General features: G+C 65.7%; 15 protein-coding genes. 9 read left to right on the forward strand and 6 right to left on the reverse strand.

Features of this window, described 5'->3' with window-relative positions; genetic code table 11:
• Positions 1 to 66: 66 nt before the first annotated feature.
• Positions 67 to 2,016: a phosphatase PAP2 family protein gene (locus GTP44_RS02370; RefSeq protein ID WP_161018148.1), complete on the reverse strand. Its 1,950-nt coding sequence runs from the start codon at positions 2,014 to 2,016 to the stop codon at positions 67 to 69.
• Positions 2,017 to 2,192: 176 nt separating this feature from the next.
• Here GTP44_RS02370 and GTP44_RS02375 point away from each other — a divergent pair, with 176 nt between their 5' ends.
• The 4 genes from GTP44_RS02375 to GTP44_RS02390 all read left to right on the forward strand — a co-directional run bounded on the left by GTP44_RS02375 (position 2,193) and on the right by GTP44_RS02390 (position 8,163).
• On the forward strand, positions 2,193 to 2,537 hold the full coding sequence (locus GTP44_RS02375; protein WP_160988224.1) for a DUF2946 family protein: 345 nt from the start codon (positions 2,193 to 2,195) through the stop codon (positions 2,535 to 2,537).
• Positions 2,538 to 2,616: 79 nt separating this feature from the next.
• A complete protein-coding gene (locus GTP44_RS02380) occupies positions 2,617 to 3,837 on the forward strand; it encodes a TolC family protein (RefSeq protein ID WP_161018149.1) in 1,221 nt (406 codons plus the stop codon).
• Position 3,838: 1 nt separating this feature from the next.
• Positions 3,839 to 5,023 carry an efflux RND transporter periplasmic adaptor subunit gene (locus GTP44_RS02385; protein WP_161018211.1) on the forward strand — a complete coding sequence of 395 codons (1,185 nt, stop codon included), beginning with the start codon at positions 3,839 to 3,841 and terminating at the stop codon, positions 5,021 to 5,023.
• Positions 5,024 to 5,037: 14 nt separating this feature from the next.
• Complete coding sequence (locus GTP44_RS02390) at positions 5,038 to 8,163, forward strand: efflux RND transporter permease subunit (protein WP_161018150.1); 3,126 nt, start codon at positions 5,038 to 5,040, stop codon at positions 8,161 to 8,163.
• A gap of 16 nt (positions 8,164 to 8,179) precedes the next feature.
• Here the strand turns inward: GTP44_RS02390 and GTP44_RS02395 are convergent, their stop codons facing one another.
• The 5 genes from GTP44_RS02395 to GTP44_RS02415 form a co-directional block, all read right to left on the reverse strand.
• The gene (locus tag GTP44_RS02395; protein WP_161018151.1) at positions 8,180 to 9,205 is read right to left on the reverse strand and encodes an NAD(P)H-dependent glycerol-3-phosphate dehydrogenase; all 1,026 of its coding nucleotides are present in this window, start codon (positions 9,203 to 9,205) and stop codon (positions 8,180 to 8,182) included.
• 41 nt (positions 9,206 to 9,246) lie between these two features.
• Positions 9,247 to 9,690 (reverse strand): SH3 domain-containing protein, encoded by a 444-nt coding sequence (locus tag GTP44_RS02400; protein WP_160988220.1) that lies wholly within the window; start codon positions 9,688 to 9,690, stop codon positions 9,247 to 9,249.
• Positions 9,691 to 9,756: 66 nt separating this feature from the next.
• Positions 9,757 to 10,230 (reverse strand): protein-export chaperone SecB, encoded by a 474-nt coding sequence (gene secB, locus GTP44_RS02405; protein WP_160988219.1) that lies wholly within the window; start codon positions 10,228 to 10,230, stop codon positions 9,757 to 9,759.
• A gap of 137 nt (positions 10,231 to 10,367) precedes the next feature.
• A complete protein-coding gene (gene grxC, locus GTP44_RS02410; RefSeq protein ID WP_160988218.1) occupies positions 10,368 to 10,628 on the reverse strand; it encodes a glutaredoxin 3 in 261 nt (86 codons plus the stop codon).
• A gap of 10 nt (positions 10,629 to 10,638) precedes the next feature.
• Positions 10,639 to 11,043 (reverse strand): rhodanese-like domain-containing protein, encoded by a 405-nt coding sequence (locus GTP44_RS02415; RefSeq protein WP_160988217.1) that lies wholly within the window; start codon positions 11,041 to 11,043, stop codon positions 10,639 to 10,641.
• Between the two features lie 99 nt (positions 11,044 to 11,142).
• Here GTP44_RS02415 and gpmA point away from each other — a divergent pair, with 99 nt between their 5' ends.
• The 5 genes from gpmA to GTP44_RS02440 are packed head-to-tail and all read left to right on the forward strand — an operon-like array spanning position 11,143 to position 17,776.
• Positions 11,143 to 11,889, forward strand: coding sequence for a 2,3-diphosphoglycerate-dependent phosphoglycerate mutase (gene gpmA, locus GTP44_RS02420; protein WP_160988216.1), 747 nt, complete (start codon positions 11,143 to 11,145; stop codon positions 11,887 to 11,889).
• A 46-nt stretch (positions 11,890 to 11,935) separates the two neighbouring features.
• On the forward strand, positions 11,936 to 13,369 hold the full coding sequence (locus GTP44_RS02425; protein WP_161018212.1) for a murein hydrolase activator EnvC family protein: 1,434 nt from the start codon (positions 11,936 to 11,938) through the stop codon (positions 13,367 to 13,369).
• Positions 13,370 to 13,384: 15 nt separating this feature from the next.
• Entirely contained in the window at positions 13,385 to 14,860 is a 1,476-nt protein-coding gene (locus GTP44_RS02430; RefSeq protein WP_161018152.1) for a S41 family peptidase, read from the forward strand.
• 27 nt (positions 14,861 to 14,887) lie between these two features.
• Entirely contained in the window at positions 14,888 to 15,640 is a 753-nt protein-coding gene (locus GTP44_RS02435; protein WP_161018153.1) for a HesA/MoeB/ThiF family protein, read from the forward strand.
• 18 nt (positions 15,641 to 15,658) lie between these two features.
• Positions 15,659 to 17,776 carry an amidohydrolase family protein gene (locus GTP44_RS02440; protein WP_161018154.1) on the forward strand — a complete coding sequence of 706 codons (2,118 nt, stop codon included), beginning with the start codon at positions 15,659 to 15,661 and terminating at the stop codon, positions 17,774 to 17,776.
• The last annotated feature ends 99 nt before the right edge of the window (positions 17,777 to 17,875 follow it).

Below are 17,875 nucleotides of genomic sequence, written 5' to 3' on the forward strand. Positions count from 1 at the left end.
GGTACTGATATTGACCAGATTGACGCATCGTCCGGTTGCTAGCGGACGATGCGTCGGCCATGCCGCTTAGCCCAGCGTGAGGCTCAGCGCGTTGCCGCTATAGTTGGCGGTCACGGTGCCGAAGCCGTCCACGGTAATGGTGCCGAACCGGCCTTTCAGGCTGCCGGCCGTGATCACGTTCAGCACGTCGCCGGCCTTCGGCTTGTAGCCGTTGGCGAACTTGATGCGCAGCGTGCCACCGGCGATGGTGGCGGTGCCGCCCACCATCAGCGTGCCCTGGCTGCCGGCGGCGGCGCCGCCAACGTCCAGTTCCAGCGTGGTGTTGCCGCTCAGCTGGGTGTACTTGCCGCTCAGCTTCAGCGCCGCTGGCGCGTTGGCCACCAGTGTGCCGCCGCTGTTGTAGACATCGCCGGCGCCGAACGCCGCCACCGAGTCGCCCTGCAGCGTGCCGGCCGTCAGCTCGGTGCCGCCGGTCCAGGTGTTGGCGCCGGTCAGCTTCAGCGTGCCCGTGCCTTGCTTGATCAGCTTGCCCGAGCCGCTGATGTCGTTGCGCCAGCGGTCGGCCGCGTTGAAGCCGCCTTTGGCCGCGTCCATGACGATGGTGACGTTGCCACTGAACGAGGCGTAGCCGTCGGCGGCGGCGAACAGGTTCAGGCGGCCCCAGCCTTCAGCGTCGTCCATCACCGGGTAGCCCGACGGCAGCGCAGTGGTTTTCAGCACCACGCGGCGTTGCCCCTGGTCCAGGTACGGCAGACGGGTTTCCAGCAGCACCTCGGCGCCCTTCGGCACCACGGCCGGCGCGTTGGCGGCGGCGATCTGCGGGAAGCCGTAGGTGCTGCGGCGCAGGTAGTTGGCCTTGTTGGTGGCGTAGTCGGCGAAGCGGTCGTTGGCCGTGGTGCCGGACTGCGCGTAGCTGGCGAAGGTGGCGGCGGTGGTGTTGGTGGCGGCCATCAGCGTGGCGTGCGCCTGGGCCACGGCGGCGGCTTTCTTGGCCTGATTGGCCGGATCGGCGAGGTTGGCGGCGGCGCTGGCCTGGCCAAGAATGCGGCCGCTCAGCACGTCCAGCGGCGAGTGCATGCCGGCGATGATGCGCATTTCGCCCAGCTCCAGGCCACGGCTGAGCATTTCCTGGAAGCGTTCCGGCACGGCGTAGGCCATGGCCACCGCCACGCGGGTGGCTTCGGCCGAGTGGCCGCTGGTGAAGCCGCCGTCGGTGGGCGGGGTGCTGCTCTTGGCCGGCACCAGCGCCGGCAGCAGCTGCACGCTGGTGCTCCAGCGGAATGGCCGCGCGTACTTGAAGAAGCGCTTGGATGGCTCGGTCGAGGCGTTGTTGCCGATCAGGTTGGTCAGATCGACCACGTCGCCGAAGGTCGGGTTGGCGCTGCCGCTGATGCCGGTGTTGTTGCCGCCATCGTTGTAGACCTTGGTGGTGGCGTCGGCCGCCACGCTGGTGATGGTGGTGGTCTGCTGGGTGGACGCGCGCCAGGCGGCCGTCAGCGGACCCATGCCGTCGCTGATGCTGTAGGCCTTGCCGCGGCGGTCGTCCAGGTAGGCTTGCACCGCCTGCTCCGGCGTGCGGTTGGTGGTGGCCTTGATGACGTAGTCGATATTGGCCTGGTGGATGGCGGCGTTGACCACCTTGCCGTCCGGCGTGCCGTCGCCCGGTACGCCGCTCCAGGTCGAGGGCACCACGGCCGGGAAGCCGTCGATGGCCGGCGCGCTGACGCCGGCGTCGACGATTTCGGTCAGCGGTTTCCAGATGTTGAGGAAGCCGCCCAGCAAGCGCACGGCGGCGTTGGTGGACAGCGTGGCGAAGTGGGCATCGCCGCGCTGGTTGGTGGCGGCGGTGTCGACGAAGGCGGTGACCGTGGGCACGGGCGCCACTTCCGCCGCGCCCTGGTCGGCCGGCGCCGCTGGGATCAGCAGCGGTTGGTCACTGTCGGAACCGCCGCAAGCGCTCAGCGCGGCGGCGATGCTCAGGGCCAGAATCAGGGGGCGGGCGGGAAGGAGTTGCATGGTGTGGTCCGTGGGGAGTTGGAAAAAGGCCACAGGGTAACGACTGGATATGACAGGGGTGTTACTTGAGGTCGATCGGAGCGCTTTCCAGCAAATAATTTTCATGCGCAAGGGTAACGTCACCCCGCGCCCGGTGGCAAAAAGCACGGGCGGCGGCGGACTGCTACAATAGCCCGATGAAAAGGCTACTGCTCATCCTGCTGCTGACCATTTTGCCGATCCAGTATTCCTGGTCGATGGCGGCCGTGTATTGTCAGCATGAGTCGAGCAAGGTCACGCACTTCGGCCACCATGGTCACGCGCATCAGGCGCAAGCCGGGGATGACGACGCCGGCAAGAGCAAGCTGGCCAAGCATGGCGACTGCGAGGTATGCCATCACGCGGTGCAGGCTTCCGTGCCGGCCGCCGGGGCCTTGCTGACGGTGGCGCCGGCCGCCGCGTTTGCGCCACCCGGCGCGCTGCAATACCACTCCTATATCGCCGACGGGCCGCCACGGCCCAACTGGTTCCGCCGCGCCTGACGCGGCGAGGCCTGATTCTATTTCCCTTTCACGTCTCGTCGAATTCCCTTCCTGTTAATCGGAGTAATCGGAGAATTCGATGTACAAATTGTTATTGCCGCTATGGTTAGCGGCTTGGCCGGCGTGCGCGCTGGCCGAAGTTGAGCCGTCCGTGCCTTTGACGCTGCCCGCGGCGCTGACGCTGGCGGATCGTTCCCATCCCGAGCTGGCGGCGGCGCGCCATGATCTGCTGGCCGAGGACGGCATGGTGCGGCAGGCCGGCTTGCTGCCCAACCCCTCGCTCACCATGGAGCGCGTCGATACGCGGCGCGATACCAGGGAGACCACGATTCAATTGAGTCAGCCGCTGGAGCTGGGCGGCAAGCGCGCGGCGAGGGTGCAGGCGGCGCAGCGCGGGCGCGAGGGCGTGGCGGCGGCGCTGGTGCAGCGTCGGGCCGAGGTGCGGGCGGAGACCGCCGCCGCTTGGTTTGCGGTGCTGGCGGCGCAGGAGCAGTTGCGCTTGGCGCGGCAGGCGTCCGAGCTGGCGTTGCGCGCGGCCACGGCGACCGGGCGGCGCGTGGTGGCGGGCAAGGTGTCGCCGGTGGAGGAGACGCGTGCGCGGGTGGCGGCATCCACGGTGAAGCTGGAGCTGATCAAGGCGCACGGCACGCTGCTGACGACGCGCGCGAAGCTGGCGTCGTTGTGGGGCAATCCGTCGCCGCGCTTTGAGCAGGTGTCCGGCGAGATCGGCGTGCTGCCCGAGTTGCCGTCGCTGGCGGCGCAGCGCGCCTTGCTGGCGCAGGCGCCGGCGGTGCAGGTGGCGCGCGCGGAGCTGGAGCATCGTCAGGCGCTGGCCAAGGTGGAACTGTCGCGTCGCATGCCGGATGTGGCGCTCAATATCGGCAGCAAGCGCTCGGAGGAACTGGGACGGTCGCAGGCGGTGTTTGGGCTGTCGGTGCCGCTGCCGCTGTTTGACCGCAATCAAGGCGCGGTGCTGGCGACGGCGCGGCAGGTCGACAAGGCACGCGACGGGCTAACGGCGGCGTCGGCGCGGCTGGAGGCGGAACTGGTGACGGCGCGCGAGGAATACGCGGCGGCGCGGGCCCAGGCCCTGGCGTTGCAGGACGAGATTCTGCCGGGCGCGCAGAGCGCCTATGATGCGGCCAGCACCGGTTTCGAGTACGGCAAGTTCGGCTTCCTCGATGTGCTGGACGCGCAGCGCACGCTGTTGCAGGCACAGTCCCACTATCTCACCACGCTGGCCGATGCGCACCGCGCGCAGGCCGCCATCTCCCGCATTCTCGGAGCAGAACATGAATAACATGAATAAAAAACAGAAAATCACCATCGCCGTCATGGTGGGCATTGCGCTGCTGCTGGCGGCGCTCATCCTCAAGCCGCGTGGCGGCGACGCGCATGGCGACGACAGCCACGCGCCTGGCGACAGCGCTGCCGCCGTACCCCATGCCGCGGCGCCGGAGGCCATCACGCTGAGCGAGGCGCAGATCAAGGCCGCCGGCATCGCGCTGGCGAAGGCCGGTCCGGCGGACATCAGCACCATTCTCACGCTGCCGGGCGAAATCCGCTTCAATGAAGATCGCACCGCGCACGTCGTCCCCAAGCTGGCCGGCGTGGTGGTGGCCGTGCATGCGGACCTGGGCGAAACCGTCAAGCGCGGGCAACTGCTGGCGGTGCTGGCCAGCAGCGCGCTGTCCGAACAGCGCAGCGAGCTGCTGTCGGCGCACAGGCGGCTGGCGCTGGCCAGCACCACGCTGGAGCGCGAGCGCAAACTGTGGCAGGACAAAATCTCCGCCGAACAGGATTATCTGCAAGCCAGACAGGCCATGAACGAAGCCGAAATCGCCGTGCAAAACGCCAAGCAGAAACTCAGCGTGCTGGGTGCCGGCGCGGCGGCGGGCGCACAACTCAATCAGCTGGAACTGCGAGCGCCGTTCGACGGCGTGGTGATGGAAAAGCACCTCGCCCTCGGCGAAGCGATCAGGGAAGACGCCAACGTCTTCACCATCTCCGACCTGTCCACCGTGCTGGCCGAATTCGCCGTGCCGCCGCAAGACCTGAACCGCGTGCGCGTCGGCGAAACGGTCATCGTACGCGCCTCGGCGTTTGAGGCGCAGGCCAGCGGCAAGATCATCTACGTCGGCGCGCTGCTGGGTGAACAGACCCGCACCGCCAACGCCCGCGTGGCCTTGTCCAATCCGGCCCTCGCCTGGCGTCCCGGCCTGTTCGTCAACGTCGACGTGCAATCGGGCCTGAGCACCGCCGCCGTCACCGTGGCCGCCGGCGCGGTGCAGACGGTCGATGGCCAGTCCGCCGTCTTCGTGCGCAACGCCAACGGCTTCGCCATGCAGCCGGTCACGCTGGGCCGCAGCGACGGCAAGCTGACCGAAATTCTTCAAGGCCTGCCAGCCGGCGCCACCTATGCCGCCGCCAACAGCTTCGTGCTGAAGGCGGAACTGGGCAAGGGCAGCGCCGAACATGCGCATTAACGCGGGAGACGACCATGTTTGAACGTATCATCCGCTACGCCATCGACCAGCGCTGGCTGGTCCTGCTCATGGTGGCCGCGATGGCGGCGCTGGGCATCGTCAGCTACAACAAGCTGCCCATCGACGCCGTGCCGGACATCACCAACGTGCAGGTGCAGATCAATACCTCGGCGCCGGGTTACTCGCCGCTGGAGACCGAGCAGCGCGTCACCTTCCCGTTGGAGACGGTGCTGGCCGGCCTGCCGAAGCTGGAGCAAACGCGCTCGCTGTCGCGCTACGGCCTGTCGCAGATCACCGTCGTGTTCAAGGACGGCACCGATATCTACTTCGCCAGACAGATGGTCAGCGAGCGCTTGCAGGAGGCGCGCGGCCAGCTGCCGCAAGGCGTAACGCCGTCGATGGGGCCCGTCTCCACCGGCCTCGGTGAAATCTACCTGTGGACCGTGGAAGCGAAACCGGACGCCAGGAAGCCCGACGGCACGCCCTACACGCCGACCGACTTGCGCGAGATTCAGGACTGGATCGTCAAACCGCAGTTGCGCAACGTACCCGGTGTCACGGAAATCAACTCCATGGGCGGCTACGCCAAGGAGTATCAGGTGGCGCCGCAGCCGCAGCGGCTTGCCTCGTATGGCCTGACGCTGCAGGATGTGCTGACGGCGCTGGACCGCAACAACGGCAACGCCGGCGCCGGCTATATCGAAAAGCGCGGCGAGCAGCTGCTGGTGCGCGCGCCGGGACAAGTGCGTTCGCTGGAGGACATCCGCAACATCGTGCTGCGCACCGCGAACGGTGTGCCGGTGCGCGTGCGCGACGTGGCCGATGTTGATATCGGCCGCGAACTGCGCACCGGCGCCGCCACCGAGAACGGCCGCGAAGTGGTGCTGGGCACCGTCTTCATGCTGATCGGGCAGAATAGCCGCGCCGTCTCGCAGGCGGTGGACCAGCAGATGGCGGTGATCAACCGCAGCCTGCCGCCGGGCGTGGTGGCGATCACGGTGTACGACCGCACGGTGCTGGTGGATAAAGCCATCGCCACCGTCAGGAAAAACCTGCTGGAAGGCGCGGTGCTGGTGATCGCGGTACTGTTCATCTTCCTCGGTAATCTGCGCGCGGCACTGATCACCGCCATGGTGATACCGCTGTCGATGCTGTTCACCTTCAGCGGCATGGTCGCCTACAAAGTCAGCGCCAACCTGCTCAGTCTCGGCGCGCTGGACTTTGGCATCATTGTCGATGGCGCGGTGGTCATCGTCGAAAGCTGCGTGCGGCGGTTGGCCCATGCGCAGGCGGCGCTGGGCCGTCCGCTGACACGCGCCGAAAAGTTCGAGGAGGTCTTCGCGGCGGCCAAGGAGTCGCGCAGGCCGCTGCTGTTCGGGCAATTGATCATCATGGTGGTCTACCTGCCGATCTTCGCGCTGACCGGTGTCGAGGGCCGCATGTTCCACCCGATGGCGCTGACGGTGGTGATGGCGCTGGCCGGCGCCATGCTGCTGTCGATCACCTTCATCCCCGCCGCCGTGGCGCTGTTCATCGGCGACAACGTGGTGGAGAAGGAGACGCGCCGCATCAACGGCTGGTATGGCGCGCTGCTGGAGCGCGCGCTGGCCAACACGCCGGTGGTGCTGAGCTTTGCCGGCATCGCGGTGGCGCTGTCGCTGCTGCTGGCGACGCGCATGGGCAGCGAGTTCGTGCCGTCGCTGAACGAGGGCGACATCGCCATGCAGACCTTGCGCATTCCCGGCACCAGCCTGACGCAATCGGTGGAAATGCAGAAGCAGATCGAGACCACGCTGATGCGCCAGTTCCCCGAGATCGACCGCGTGTTCGCGCGCACCGGCACGGCGGAAATCGCTTCCGATCCGATGCCGCCGAATATCTCGGATGGCTACATCATGCTGAAGCCGGAGTCGCAGTGGCCGAAGCCGAAGAAGACGCGCGCGCAGCTGCTGGCGGCGATTCAGCAAACGGTGGAACAACTGCCGGGCAACGCCTACGAGTTCTCGCAGCCGATCCAGCTGCGCTTCAACGAGCTGATATCGGGCGTGCGCAGCGATGTCGCCGTCAAGCTGTTTGGCGACGACGACCAGGTGCTCAACGCCACCGCCGCGCGCATCGCCACCATGCTGGGCAAGGTGGCGGGCGCGCAGGAGGTGAAGGTCGAGCAGACCAGCGGCTTGCCGGTGCTGACCATCGACATCGACCGCGCCAGGACCGCGCGCTATGGCCTCAACGTCATCGACGTGCAGGACGTGGTGGCGACGGCGGTCGGTGGCAAGGAGGCGGGCACCATGTTCGAGGGCGACCGCCGCTTCGACATCGTGGTGCGGCTGCCGGAGTCGCTGCGCGGCGATCTGGAGGCGATGCGGCGCTTGCCCTTGCCGCTGCCGGCCGCCGCCAACGGTGCCACGCATTTCATCCCGCTGGGCGAGGTGGCGACCTTCAACGTGGCGCCGGGACCGAACCAGATCAGCCGCGAGAACGGCAAGCGGCGCGTGGTCATCAGCGCCAATGTGCGTGGACGCGATATCGGTTCCTTCGTCGCCGAGGCGGAGCGCAAGCTGCAAGAGGTGAGTATCCCGGCCGGCTACTGGACCGCGTGGGGTGGCCAGTTCGAGCAGCTGCAATCGGCCGCGCAGCGTTTGCGTATCGTCGTGCCGGCGGCGCTGGCGCTGGTGATGCTGCTGCTGTTCGCCATGTTCGGCAATCTGAAGGATGGTTTGCTGGTGTTCAGCGGTATTCCGTTCGCGCTGACCGGCGGCCTGGCGGCACTGGCGTTGCGCGGCATTCCGTTGTCGATCTCGGCGGCGGTGGGCTTTATCGCGCTGTCCGGGGTGGCGGTGCTGAATGGGCTGGTGCTGATTTCCGCGATTCGCAAATTACGGGATGAGGGGCGGACTGTTGAGCAGGCGATCCGTGAAGGCGCGCTATCGCGGCTGCGGCCGGTGCTGATGACGGCGCTGGTGGCGTCGCTGGGGTTCATTCCAATGGCGATCGCCACCGGCACCGGGGCGGAGGTGCAGCGGCCATTGGCGACGGTGGTGATTGGCGGCATTCTGTCGTCCACCGCGTTGACGCTGCTGGTGCTGCCGTTGCTGTACCGCCTGACCTACGCCGGGCGCACGCGGCAGCCGGATTAGGAAAGAAAGCGCCCGCCTACTCGCCTTTTGGATCGCGCGACAGCAGGCGGGCGACCATCGCTTGCGGCTGGTCGCCGTCGAACAGCACGCCGGCCACGGCGTTGGTGATCGGCATCTCGACGCCCAGCCTGGCGGCCAGCTCGCGCACGGCCTTGGCGCAAGGCACGCCCTCGGCCACATGGCCCAGCTCCTGCACGATGACATCCAGCGCCTTGCCCTGCGCCAGCCCGAGGCCGACGCGGCGGTTGCGCGACAGGTCGCCGGTGCAGGTCAGAATCAGGTCGCCCATGCCGGTCAGACCCATGAAGGTTTCGGTCTGGCCGCCCAGGGCCACGCCGAGGCGGGTGATTTCCGCCAGGCCGCGCGTGATCAGCGCGGCGCGCGCATTCAGACCCAGGCCCAGGCCGTCCGCCGCGCCGGTGGCGATGGCCAGCACGTTTTTCACCGCGCCGCCAACTTCCACCCCAGCCAGGTCTTCGCTCGAATACACGCGCATATTGCCGCCGTGCGCGGTTTCCACCACGCAGGCGCGCAGCGCCGCCGACGCCGAGGCGATGGTCAGCGCGCACGGCAGGCCCCTGGCCACTTCCTGCGCGAACGATGGGCCGGACAGCGCGCCGCCGGCGACGGTGTCGCCCAACACTTCGCGCACGATCTGGTGCGGCAGCAGGCCGGTGTCGTATTCAAAGCCCTTGCACAGCCAGACCAGATTCGGAATCGGCCGGCCTTTCAGCTGGCCCAGCAGCGGACGCAGACCGGCCACCGGGCAGGCGGCGATCAGCAGGCTGCCGGGTTCGGCCACATGGGCCAGCGCGGCGTCGAAATCGGCCGCCACTTGCAGACCGGCGGGGAAAATATAGCCGGGCAGATAGCTGCTCTCGCGCGTCGCGCGCATGGTTTCCAGCGCGGCGGCGTTACGGCCCCACAGCAGCACGTCGTGGCGTTGCGCCAGCGCCATGGCCACGGCGGTGCCCCAGGCGCCCGCGCCGAGCACGCTCACCTTGCGGGCGAGGCCCGCTTGTTTGCTAGTCTTTTCTTGCATGGAATCTCATTCGGCGCGCAGGGAGGGCGCCGCTACGGCAATTATATGCCCCAGACTTCGGATTGTTTGACGAAACCGATCAGGCCGTCGCGGTGACGCACCTTGATCCAGCCGCCGGCCACCGATTCGCTCAGTTCCAGCAGCACGCCCTTGTCGGCGGTAAAGACGGCGGCGGCGGCTTCTTCCGGCGCGGCGCGGACTTTCAGGTTGGGCGTCTTGACGATGACGGTGCGTTTGGCGCTCAGGCCCTTGGCCTCGGTCCAGGCCAGCTCGCCGTTGACATCGCGTACTTTGAGCCATTCGCCATAGGCCAGCACCACCTCCAGCGGGGCGCCGCGCGGCACGACGAACAGTTTGCCCCCTTTGGTGGACGGCGCGTCGTACAGGATGACGGGCGCGGCGCCGACCGATTTGAAGTCGTAGGCCTGGCTGGCGGTGGTGGCCAGCGTCATGGTCAGCGCAGCGATCAAACGGGGAAATGTCATGGCTTACCTTGAAAATAAAACTGCCGCCGGACGCGTTGCCCGGCGGCGGGGTGTTGCGGCGAACGCTTAGTGGGTCGCGTCGGCGGCTGGGGCCTGGGCCGCGGCTTCAACGATTGCTTGTTGACGCTGCTGGTAGAACACTTCGAAGTTGATTTCCGCCAGATGCACTGGTGGGAAGCCGGCGCGGGTGATCACGTCGGCGATGTTCGAGCGCAGGTAAGGGTAGACGATGTTCGGGCAACCGATGCCCAGCAGTGGGTCCAGCTGGTCTTCCGGAATGTTGCGCGCCTCGAAGATGCCGGCTTGCTTGCCTTCCACCAGGAACGCCACTTTGTCCTTGACCTTGGCGGTGACGGTGATGGTCACGGTCGATTCGAAGATGCCATCGGCCAGCGGTTCGGCGCCCACATCCAGCGCCACTTCGATGCTCGGGGCTTCCTGTTCCAGGAAGATCGCCGGCGAATTAGGTTGTTCCAGCGACAGATCTTTCAGGTAGACGCGTTGGATTTGGAATACTGGTTGCAGATTTTCTTCAGACATGGAACGCTTTCGTTGTGGTTTCGATGATGTTTGCTTGGTATGGCTAGAAGACAGCGCAAATCAAACGCGAAGGCAATTGTATCAAAACCATTATGGATTTAAAGCTTTTGCCGACCCGCGTAGTCATATGAGGTGCATTAGCCATTTAACAAGGGGGTCAAACCCCCGGCTTGGTCCAGCGCATACAAATCGTCAAAACCGCCGACATGGGTGTCGCCGATGTAAATCTGCGGCACGGTGCGGCGACCGGTCTTTTGCATCATGGTCATCCGTTGCTCCGGGTCGAGGTCGACGCGGATCTTCTTCAGCGCGGTCACGCCCTTGGCTTCCAGCAGCCGCTCGGCGCGGATGCAGTAGGGGCAGACGGCGGTGGTGTACATAATCACTTCGGCAGTCATGATGACCTCCTTATTTTTTGACCAGCGGCAGGCCGGCTTTTTGCCAAGCGGCAACGCCACCTTCCAGATTGACCACATCGGCGAAACCCGCCTTGCCCAGTTTGCCGGCGGCCGACGAGGCGCGCGCGTCGGTCTTGCCGACCACGATCAGGCTGCGGCTCTTGAATTTGTCCAGTTCGCCGATACGCTGGTCGAGGTCGGCCAGCGGGATATTCTTGGCGTCAGGCAAGTGACCGTCGGCATAGTCCTTGGCGTCGCGTACATCGACAATGGTGGCTTTACCGCGATTAATCAACATGGTGATGTCTTGCGGACTGCCGCGTTTGCCGCGCACCGTCAGCGACGGCCACAGCAGGGCGCCGGCGGAAACCAGTACGATGGCGATCAAAAAAATGTTATCAATGAAGAATTTCACAGGAATCCAATGGTTGAACTTAATCCGCGCATTATAAAATAGAAGCTGTTAGAAGTTCTTACTACCGGTTTTCCACCTTTTCTTGAAAAGATAGTCCTCATGTACAAAATCGTTTTCATGCGCCATGGCGAATCCACCTGGAACCTGTCGAACCGCTTCACCGGCTGGACCGACGTCGACCTGACCGACAAAGGCATCAATGAGGCCAAGCAGGCTGGCAAGCTGCTCAAGGAAGGTGGCTTCACCTTCGACCTGGCCTACACCTCGGTGCTCAAGCGCGCGGTGCGCACGCTGTGGCTGGCGCTGGACGAGATGGACATGATGTATCTGCCAATCAAGAACGACTGGCGCCTGAACGAGCGTCACTACGGCGCCCTGCAGGGCCTGGACAAGGGCGAGACCGCCGCCAAGTACGGCGACGAGCAGGTGCTGGTCTGGCGCCGCAGCTACGACACGCCGCCGCCGGCGCTGGAAGAGGGCGACGACCGCGCCTCGTTCAACGATCCGCGCTACGCCGGCCTGACCAAGGCGCAGATCCCGCTGACTGAGTGCCTGAAAGACACCGTGGCGCGCGTGGTGCCGGTGTGGGACGAGGACATCGCCCCGGCCATCAAGGCCGGCAAGAAGATCATCATTTCGGCCCACGGCAACAGCCTGCGCGCGCTGATCAAGATGCTCGACGGCATCAGCGACAGCGATATCGTCGGCCTCAACATCCCGAACGGCACGCCGCTGGTCTACGAGCTGGACGAGAACCTGAAACCGCTGCGTCACTACTACCTGGGCGACGCCGCCGCCATCGCCGCCGCCCAGGCGGCGGTCGCCAACCAGGGCAAGGCCAAGTAATTTGTCTTCCACTTCGTTCCGCCATGCGGCAGTCGCGCTGCTGCTGATGTTGTCGCTGGGGGCCGCTGGTGTCACCTCGGCCGCTCCCTTCGGCAAGACCACCAACCGCAGCAAGCAGAAAGCGGCGGCCGAGGCCGAGCGCGCCGGCCTGCAGCAAAAGTTGTCGTCGCTGAAGAAGGACATCAGCAAGACCGAAAACGCCAAGGACGAGGCGGCCGATACGCTGGCCGAGTCCGAAAAGGCGATTTCCGACGCCAACCGCGCGCTGCGCGACCTGCAGCAGGAGCAGCGCGACACCAACGTCAAGCTGAAGCAGCTGTCGGCCGAGCACGACCGGCTGGCGGCGACGGTCGAGCAGCAGAAGCAGCAGCTGGCCAAGCTGCTGCGCGACCAGTACGTGGCCGGCAACGAAGACCGCATCAAGCTGCTGCTGTCCGGCGACAACCCCAACCGCATCAACCGCGACCTGCAAATGCTGGCCTACGTGTCGCAGGCGCAGGCGCGGCTGCTGGAGTCGCTGCGCGCCAACCTCAAGGCCGTCGAGGTCAATCAGGAGGAGGCGCAGAACGCCAAGGACGAGCTGGAAGAAATCGCTCAGGAACAATTGCAACAAAAAGCCAGGCTGGAACAGGAAAAAGGCCGCCGCGCGGCCCTGCTGTCCACCTTGTCGAAGAAACTGGTGGCCCAGCGCAAGGAAGCGGGCAGCCTGGAAAAAGACGAGCAGCGCATGGCCGGCCTGGTCGACAAGCTGGGCAAACTGATCGCCGAACAGGCCGCCGCCGCGGCCGCCGAGAAGCGACGCCAGGAAGAGGTCGCCGCCGCCAGGGCCAAGGCCGCCGCCGAAGCGCGCGCGCTGGCCAAGGCCCGCGCCGCCGCCGAGGCAGAGCGCAAGCGGCTGGCGGCGAATCAGAACAAGTCCGGCACCATCAAGCCGGCCCAGCCGACCCAGCCGGCGCCGAATCCGGCCGACGCCATCGACAGCGACGAGCCGCCCAAGGTCGCGGTGATCAAGCCGGCGCCGGTCGAACCCGCCGCGCCGCCGGCCAGGGCGGCCGACATCGCGCTGGCGCCGGCCGCGCCGGCGGGCGCTTTCGCGGCGCTCAAGGGCCAACTGCGGCCGCCGGTCAGCGGCAAGATCGTCAACAAGTTCGGCGCCAAGCGCGGCGACGGCCCCAGCTGGAAAGGCGTGTTTATCCGCACCGGCGAGGGCGCCGACGTGCACGCCGTGGCTGGCGGCCGCGTGGTGTTCGCCGACTGGCTGCGCGGCTTCGGCAATCTGATCATCGTCGATCACGGCGGCCAGTACATGAGTATTTATGGCAATAACCAGTCGCTGCTGAAACGCGCCGGCGACATCGTCAAGGCCGGCGACGCCATCGCCAGCGCAGGTAACAGCGGCGGCAACGAGGAATCGGGGCTATACTTTGAACTTCGCCATCAGGGCGCGGCATTCGACCCGGCTGGCTGGGTCAAGTTTTAAGGTTTGCGGAAAAACATGGGCAACAAAGTCAAGAGCATCGGCCTGATCGGCCTCGGTATGGTGGCCGGCGTTGCCGCCTCTTTCCAGTTTTCCGCCATCGCGCAAAAGGTCAGCGGCTCGCCGCTGCCGCTGGAAGAGCTGCGCCAGCTGTCCGACGTGTTCGGCCTGATCAAGACCGACTATGTCGAAACCGTCGACGACAAGAAGCTGCTGACGGAAGCGATTTCCGGCATGGTGTCGTCGCTGGACCCGCACTCGGTCTACCTCGACAAAAAAGCCTTCCGCGAAATGCGCGAGACGGTGGCCGGCAAGTTTGTCGGCATCGGCGTCGAGGTCGGGCTGGAGGACGGCTACATCAAGGTCGTCTCGCCGATCGAGGACACGCCCGCCTTCAAGGCCGGCATCAAGGCCGGCGACCTGATTACCCGCATCGACGGCATGCTGATCAAGGGCATGTCGCTGGATGAATCGGTCAAGAAGATGCGCGGCGAACCGCACTCCAAGGTCAGCGTCACCATCAGCCGCAAGGACGAGGACAAGCCGCTGGTGTTCAACGTCACGCGCGAGGAAATCCGCGTCCAGAGCGTCAAGGCCAAAATCATCGAGCCGGGTTATGCGTGGGTGCGCATCTCGCAGTTCCAGGAACCCACCGTGGACGACATGGCGAAGAAGATCACCGCCCTGTACCAGCAGGACCCGCATATCAAGGGCCTGGTGCTGGACCTGCGCAACGATCCGGGCGGCGTGGTGCCGGGCGCGATCGGCGTTTCGGCCGCCTTCCTGCCGAAGGACCGGGTGATCGTCTCGACCAACGGCCAGCTGCAAAGCGCCAAGGAGACTTTCTACGGCCGCCAGGAATTCTATGCGCCGCGCGCCAAGCACGACCCGCTGGCCAAGCTGCCGGCGGCGTTGAAAGAGGTGCCGATGGTGGTGCTGGTGAACGCCGGTTCCGCCTCGGCCTCGGAGATCGTCGCCGGCGCGCTGCAGGATTACCAGCGCGCCATCGTCATGGGCCAGCAGACCTTCGGCAAAGGCTCGGTGCAGACCTTGCGCCAGCTTACCGCCGATACCGCCGTCAAGCTGACCACCGCCCGCTACTATACGCCGAAGAACCGGTCGATCCAGGCACGCGGCATCACGCCGGACATGCTGGTCGATGAAACCGCCGAAGGCGATGGCCTGAACGGCCTGCGCGTGCGCGAGGCCGATCTGCAAAAACACCTGGGCAACGACAAGGAGCCGGAAGGCGAGGCTAAACGCGATGTGCTGGAAGACGAGCAACGCATCGCCGCGCTGTCGAAGAAGTACAAGCCGGTGGAATTCGGTTCCAAGGACGACTTCCAGTTGGCGCAGGCGCTGAATCATTTCAAGGGCTTGCCGGTCAAGCTGTCGAAGGCGGAGGCCAAGCCGGCCAACGATGTCGGCGAAACCAAGCCGGATACGCCGGTCAAGACCGAGACGCCGCTCAAGCCCGACTCCAAGGCCAAATAACCCAACGCGCGACGCCGCACAGAGAAGATGGACGACTCACAACTGCTGCGCTACTCGCGCCACATCCTGCTGGACCAGATCGGCATCGAAGGCCAGCAAAAGCTGCTGGCCGCGCATGCGCTGGTGATCGGCGCCGGCGGCCTCGGTTCGCCGGCCGCGATGTACCTGGCCTCGGCCGGCGTCGGCCACCTCACGCTGGTCGACGACGATACGGTCGACCTGACCAACCTGCAGCGCCAGATTGCCCACACCACCGAACGCGTGGGCCAGCCCAAGGCGGCATCGGCGGCCGTCACGCTGCGGCAGATTAATCCCGACATCACCATCACCGCCTTGCAGGAGCGGGTCGATGACGCGCGCCTGGCGCAACTGGTGGTCGCCGCCGACGTGGTGCTGGACTGCACCGACAACTTCGCCACGCGCCACGCGGTCAACCGCGCCTGCGTGACCGCCGGCAAGCCGCTGGTGTCGGGCGCGGTGATCCGCTTCGATGGCCAGATCAGCGTGTTCGATCCGCGCGGCGGCGATCAGCCCTGCTATGCCTGCCTGTTCCCGCAGGACCAGCAATTTGAGGATGTGGCCTGTTCCACCATGGGCGTGTTCGCGCCGTTGGTGGGCGTGGTCGGCGCCATGCAGGCGGCCGAAGCGCTCAAGCTGTTGATGGGCGTGGGCGTTTCGCTGGCGGGGCGTTTGTTGATGCTTGATGGTTTGCATATGGAGTGGACCAGCATAGGCGTCGGCCGCAATGCCGCCTGCCCGGTCTGCGCGAATAAAAACTAGGGGAGAATGATCTTGCTGATGAAACGACTCGCGGTACTTCCACTGGCGCTGGCCGCCGCTTTCGGCGCGCACGCCACCACCACCACCCGCTACCTGATCATCTCGGAGAACCAGAAGCAGATCGGCGAGCAGGTTGTCGAGCGTCTGGACGATGGCCTGACCAAAGTGCGTTTCATCTTCAAGAACAATGGCCGCGGCCCGGAACTGACGGAGCAATTCCGCCTGGGCGCGGACGGCGTGATGACCGAGTATTCGGTCAAGGGCAACTCCACCTTCGGCGCCGTGGTCGATGAACAATTCAGCCGCAAGGGCGATCAGGCCGAGTGGAAGTCCACCAGCGAGCAGGGACGCAAGACCGTCACCGGTCCGGCGACCTATCTGCCGCTGAACAGTTCTTTCGAGGTGGTGTCGATGACGATTACCGCGCTGGCGAAGAACCCGGGTGGCAAGCTGGCGCTGCTGCCATCGGGCACGCTGTCGCAGCGGGAACTGGACCAGGTGGAAATCACCAGCGCCAGCGGTCAGAAACAGACGGTGCGCCTGCTGGCACAGACCGGCGTGGGCTTGTCGCCATCGTTCTTTTGGGCCACCGCCGGTGATCAACCGCGCCTGTTCGGCGTGATCATGCCCGGCTTCGCCAATATGCTGGAGGAGGGCTGGCAGGCCGCCGCCCCGGCGCTGGCCGCGCGCCAGAAACAGGCCGAGAACAAGATGCTGACCGAGGTCGCCGCCAAGTTGCAACACCCGCTGACCGGGCTGACCGTGGTGCGTAACGCGCGCATCTTCGACAGCGAAAAAGCCAGCGTTGGCCAAGCATCGGATATCTACCTGCTGCGCGGCCGCATCACCTCCGTGCAGCCGGCCGGCTCGCCGGTGCGCGAGGCGGACAACGTGATCGACGCCGCCGGCCGTGTCGTGCTGCCTGGCCTGTTCGATATGCACGGCCACGTCGACCGCTGGTCTGGCGCGCTGAATATGTCGACCGGCGTCACCAGCGTACGCGACATGGGCAACGACAACCAGCAGTTGCAGGCCATGCTGGACGAAACCGCCGCCGGCAAGCTGCTGGCGCCGCAGGTGGTGCCGGCCGGCTTCCTTGAAGGCGAAAGCCCGTTCAGCGCCAACAACGGTTTCGTCATCAAGGACCTGAAAGGGGCCAGGGACGCCGTCGACTGGTACGCGGAGCGCGGCTACCCGCAGCTGAAGATCTATAACTCCTTCCCGAAAGCCATCCTGAAGGACACCGTGGCCTATGCGCACAGCCGCGGCATGCGCGTTTCCGGCCACATCCCGGCCGGCCTGCGCGCGCAGGAGGCGCTGGACGCCGGCTATGACGAGATCCAGCACATCAACCAGGTGCTGCTGAATTTCCTGGTCAAGCCGGACACCGAAACCCGTAACCTCAACCGCTTCGTGCTGCCGGCCGAGAAAGTGGCGGACCTCGACTTCAATTCCAAACCGGTGAAGGACTTCGTGTCCTACCTGGCGAAGAAGCAGATTTCCATCGACCCGACGCTGTCTGCCTTCGCCTTCCTCAAGCAGCGCGACGGCGACATCAACGAGCCGTATGTGGCGGTGGAGGCGCATATGCCGCCGGATGTGGCGCGCGGCTTCCGGGTCGGCAGCATGAAGATCGACGGCGACGCGCAGCTCAAGCGCTACGAGAAGTCCTACGCCAAGATGGTGCGGTTCGTCGGCATTCTGTACCAGGCCGGCGTGCCGATCGTGGCCGGCACCGACGACATTCCCGGCTACACGCTGCACTCGGAGCTGGCGCTGCTGGTCAAGGCCGGCCTGACGCCGGCGCAGGCCTTGCAGGTGGCCACGCGCAACGGCGCACGCTACACCCGCACCAGCCATGACCGCGGCAGCATCACGCCGGGCAAGCTGGCCGACATCGTGCTGGTGGACGGTGATCCGACGAAAAATATCGAGGATGTGCGCAAGGTGGCGGCGGTGATCACGCGCGGCTTCCTGATCTACCCGCAGGAAATCGACGCGGCGCTGGGCATCGCGCCGTTCGTGACCGGGGCGCCGCAAGTGATCAAAGCGGCCACGCCGGTTGCCGCCGCGTATGGCGGCGGCAACGATGGCGCCCGCGCCCGCATCGAGGGCAGCGCCGGCAAACACGATTAGGGCGTAAGGTCTTGTAAAGAAACTGTCATATTGAGCATGGTTTAACCGTTATTTAAGCGCCAAAACGGATAAAACAGGGCCAGATGTCGCCATCGCCGT

This window comes from Duganella lactea (assembly GCF_009857505.1).
GTDB classification, from domain to species: domain Bacteria; phylum Pseudomonadota; class Gammaproteobacteria; order Burkholderiales; family Burkholderiaceae_D; genus Rugamonas; species Rugamonas lactea.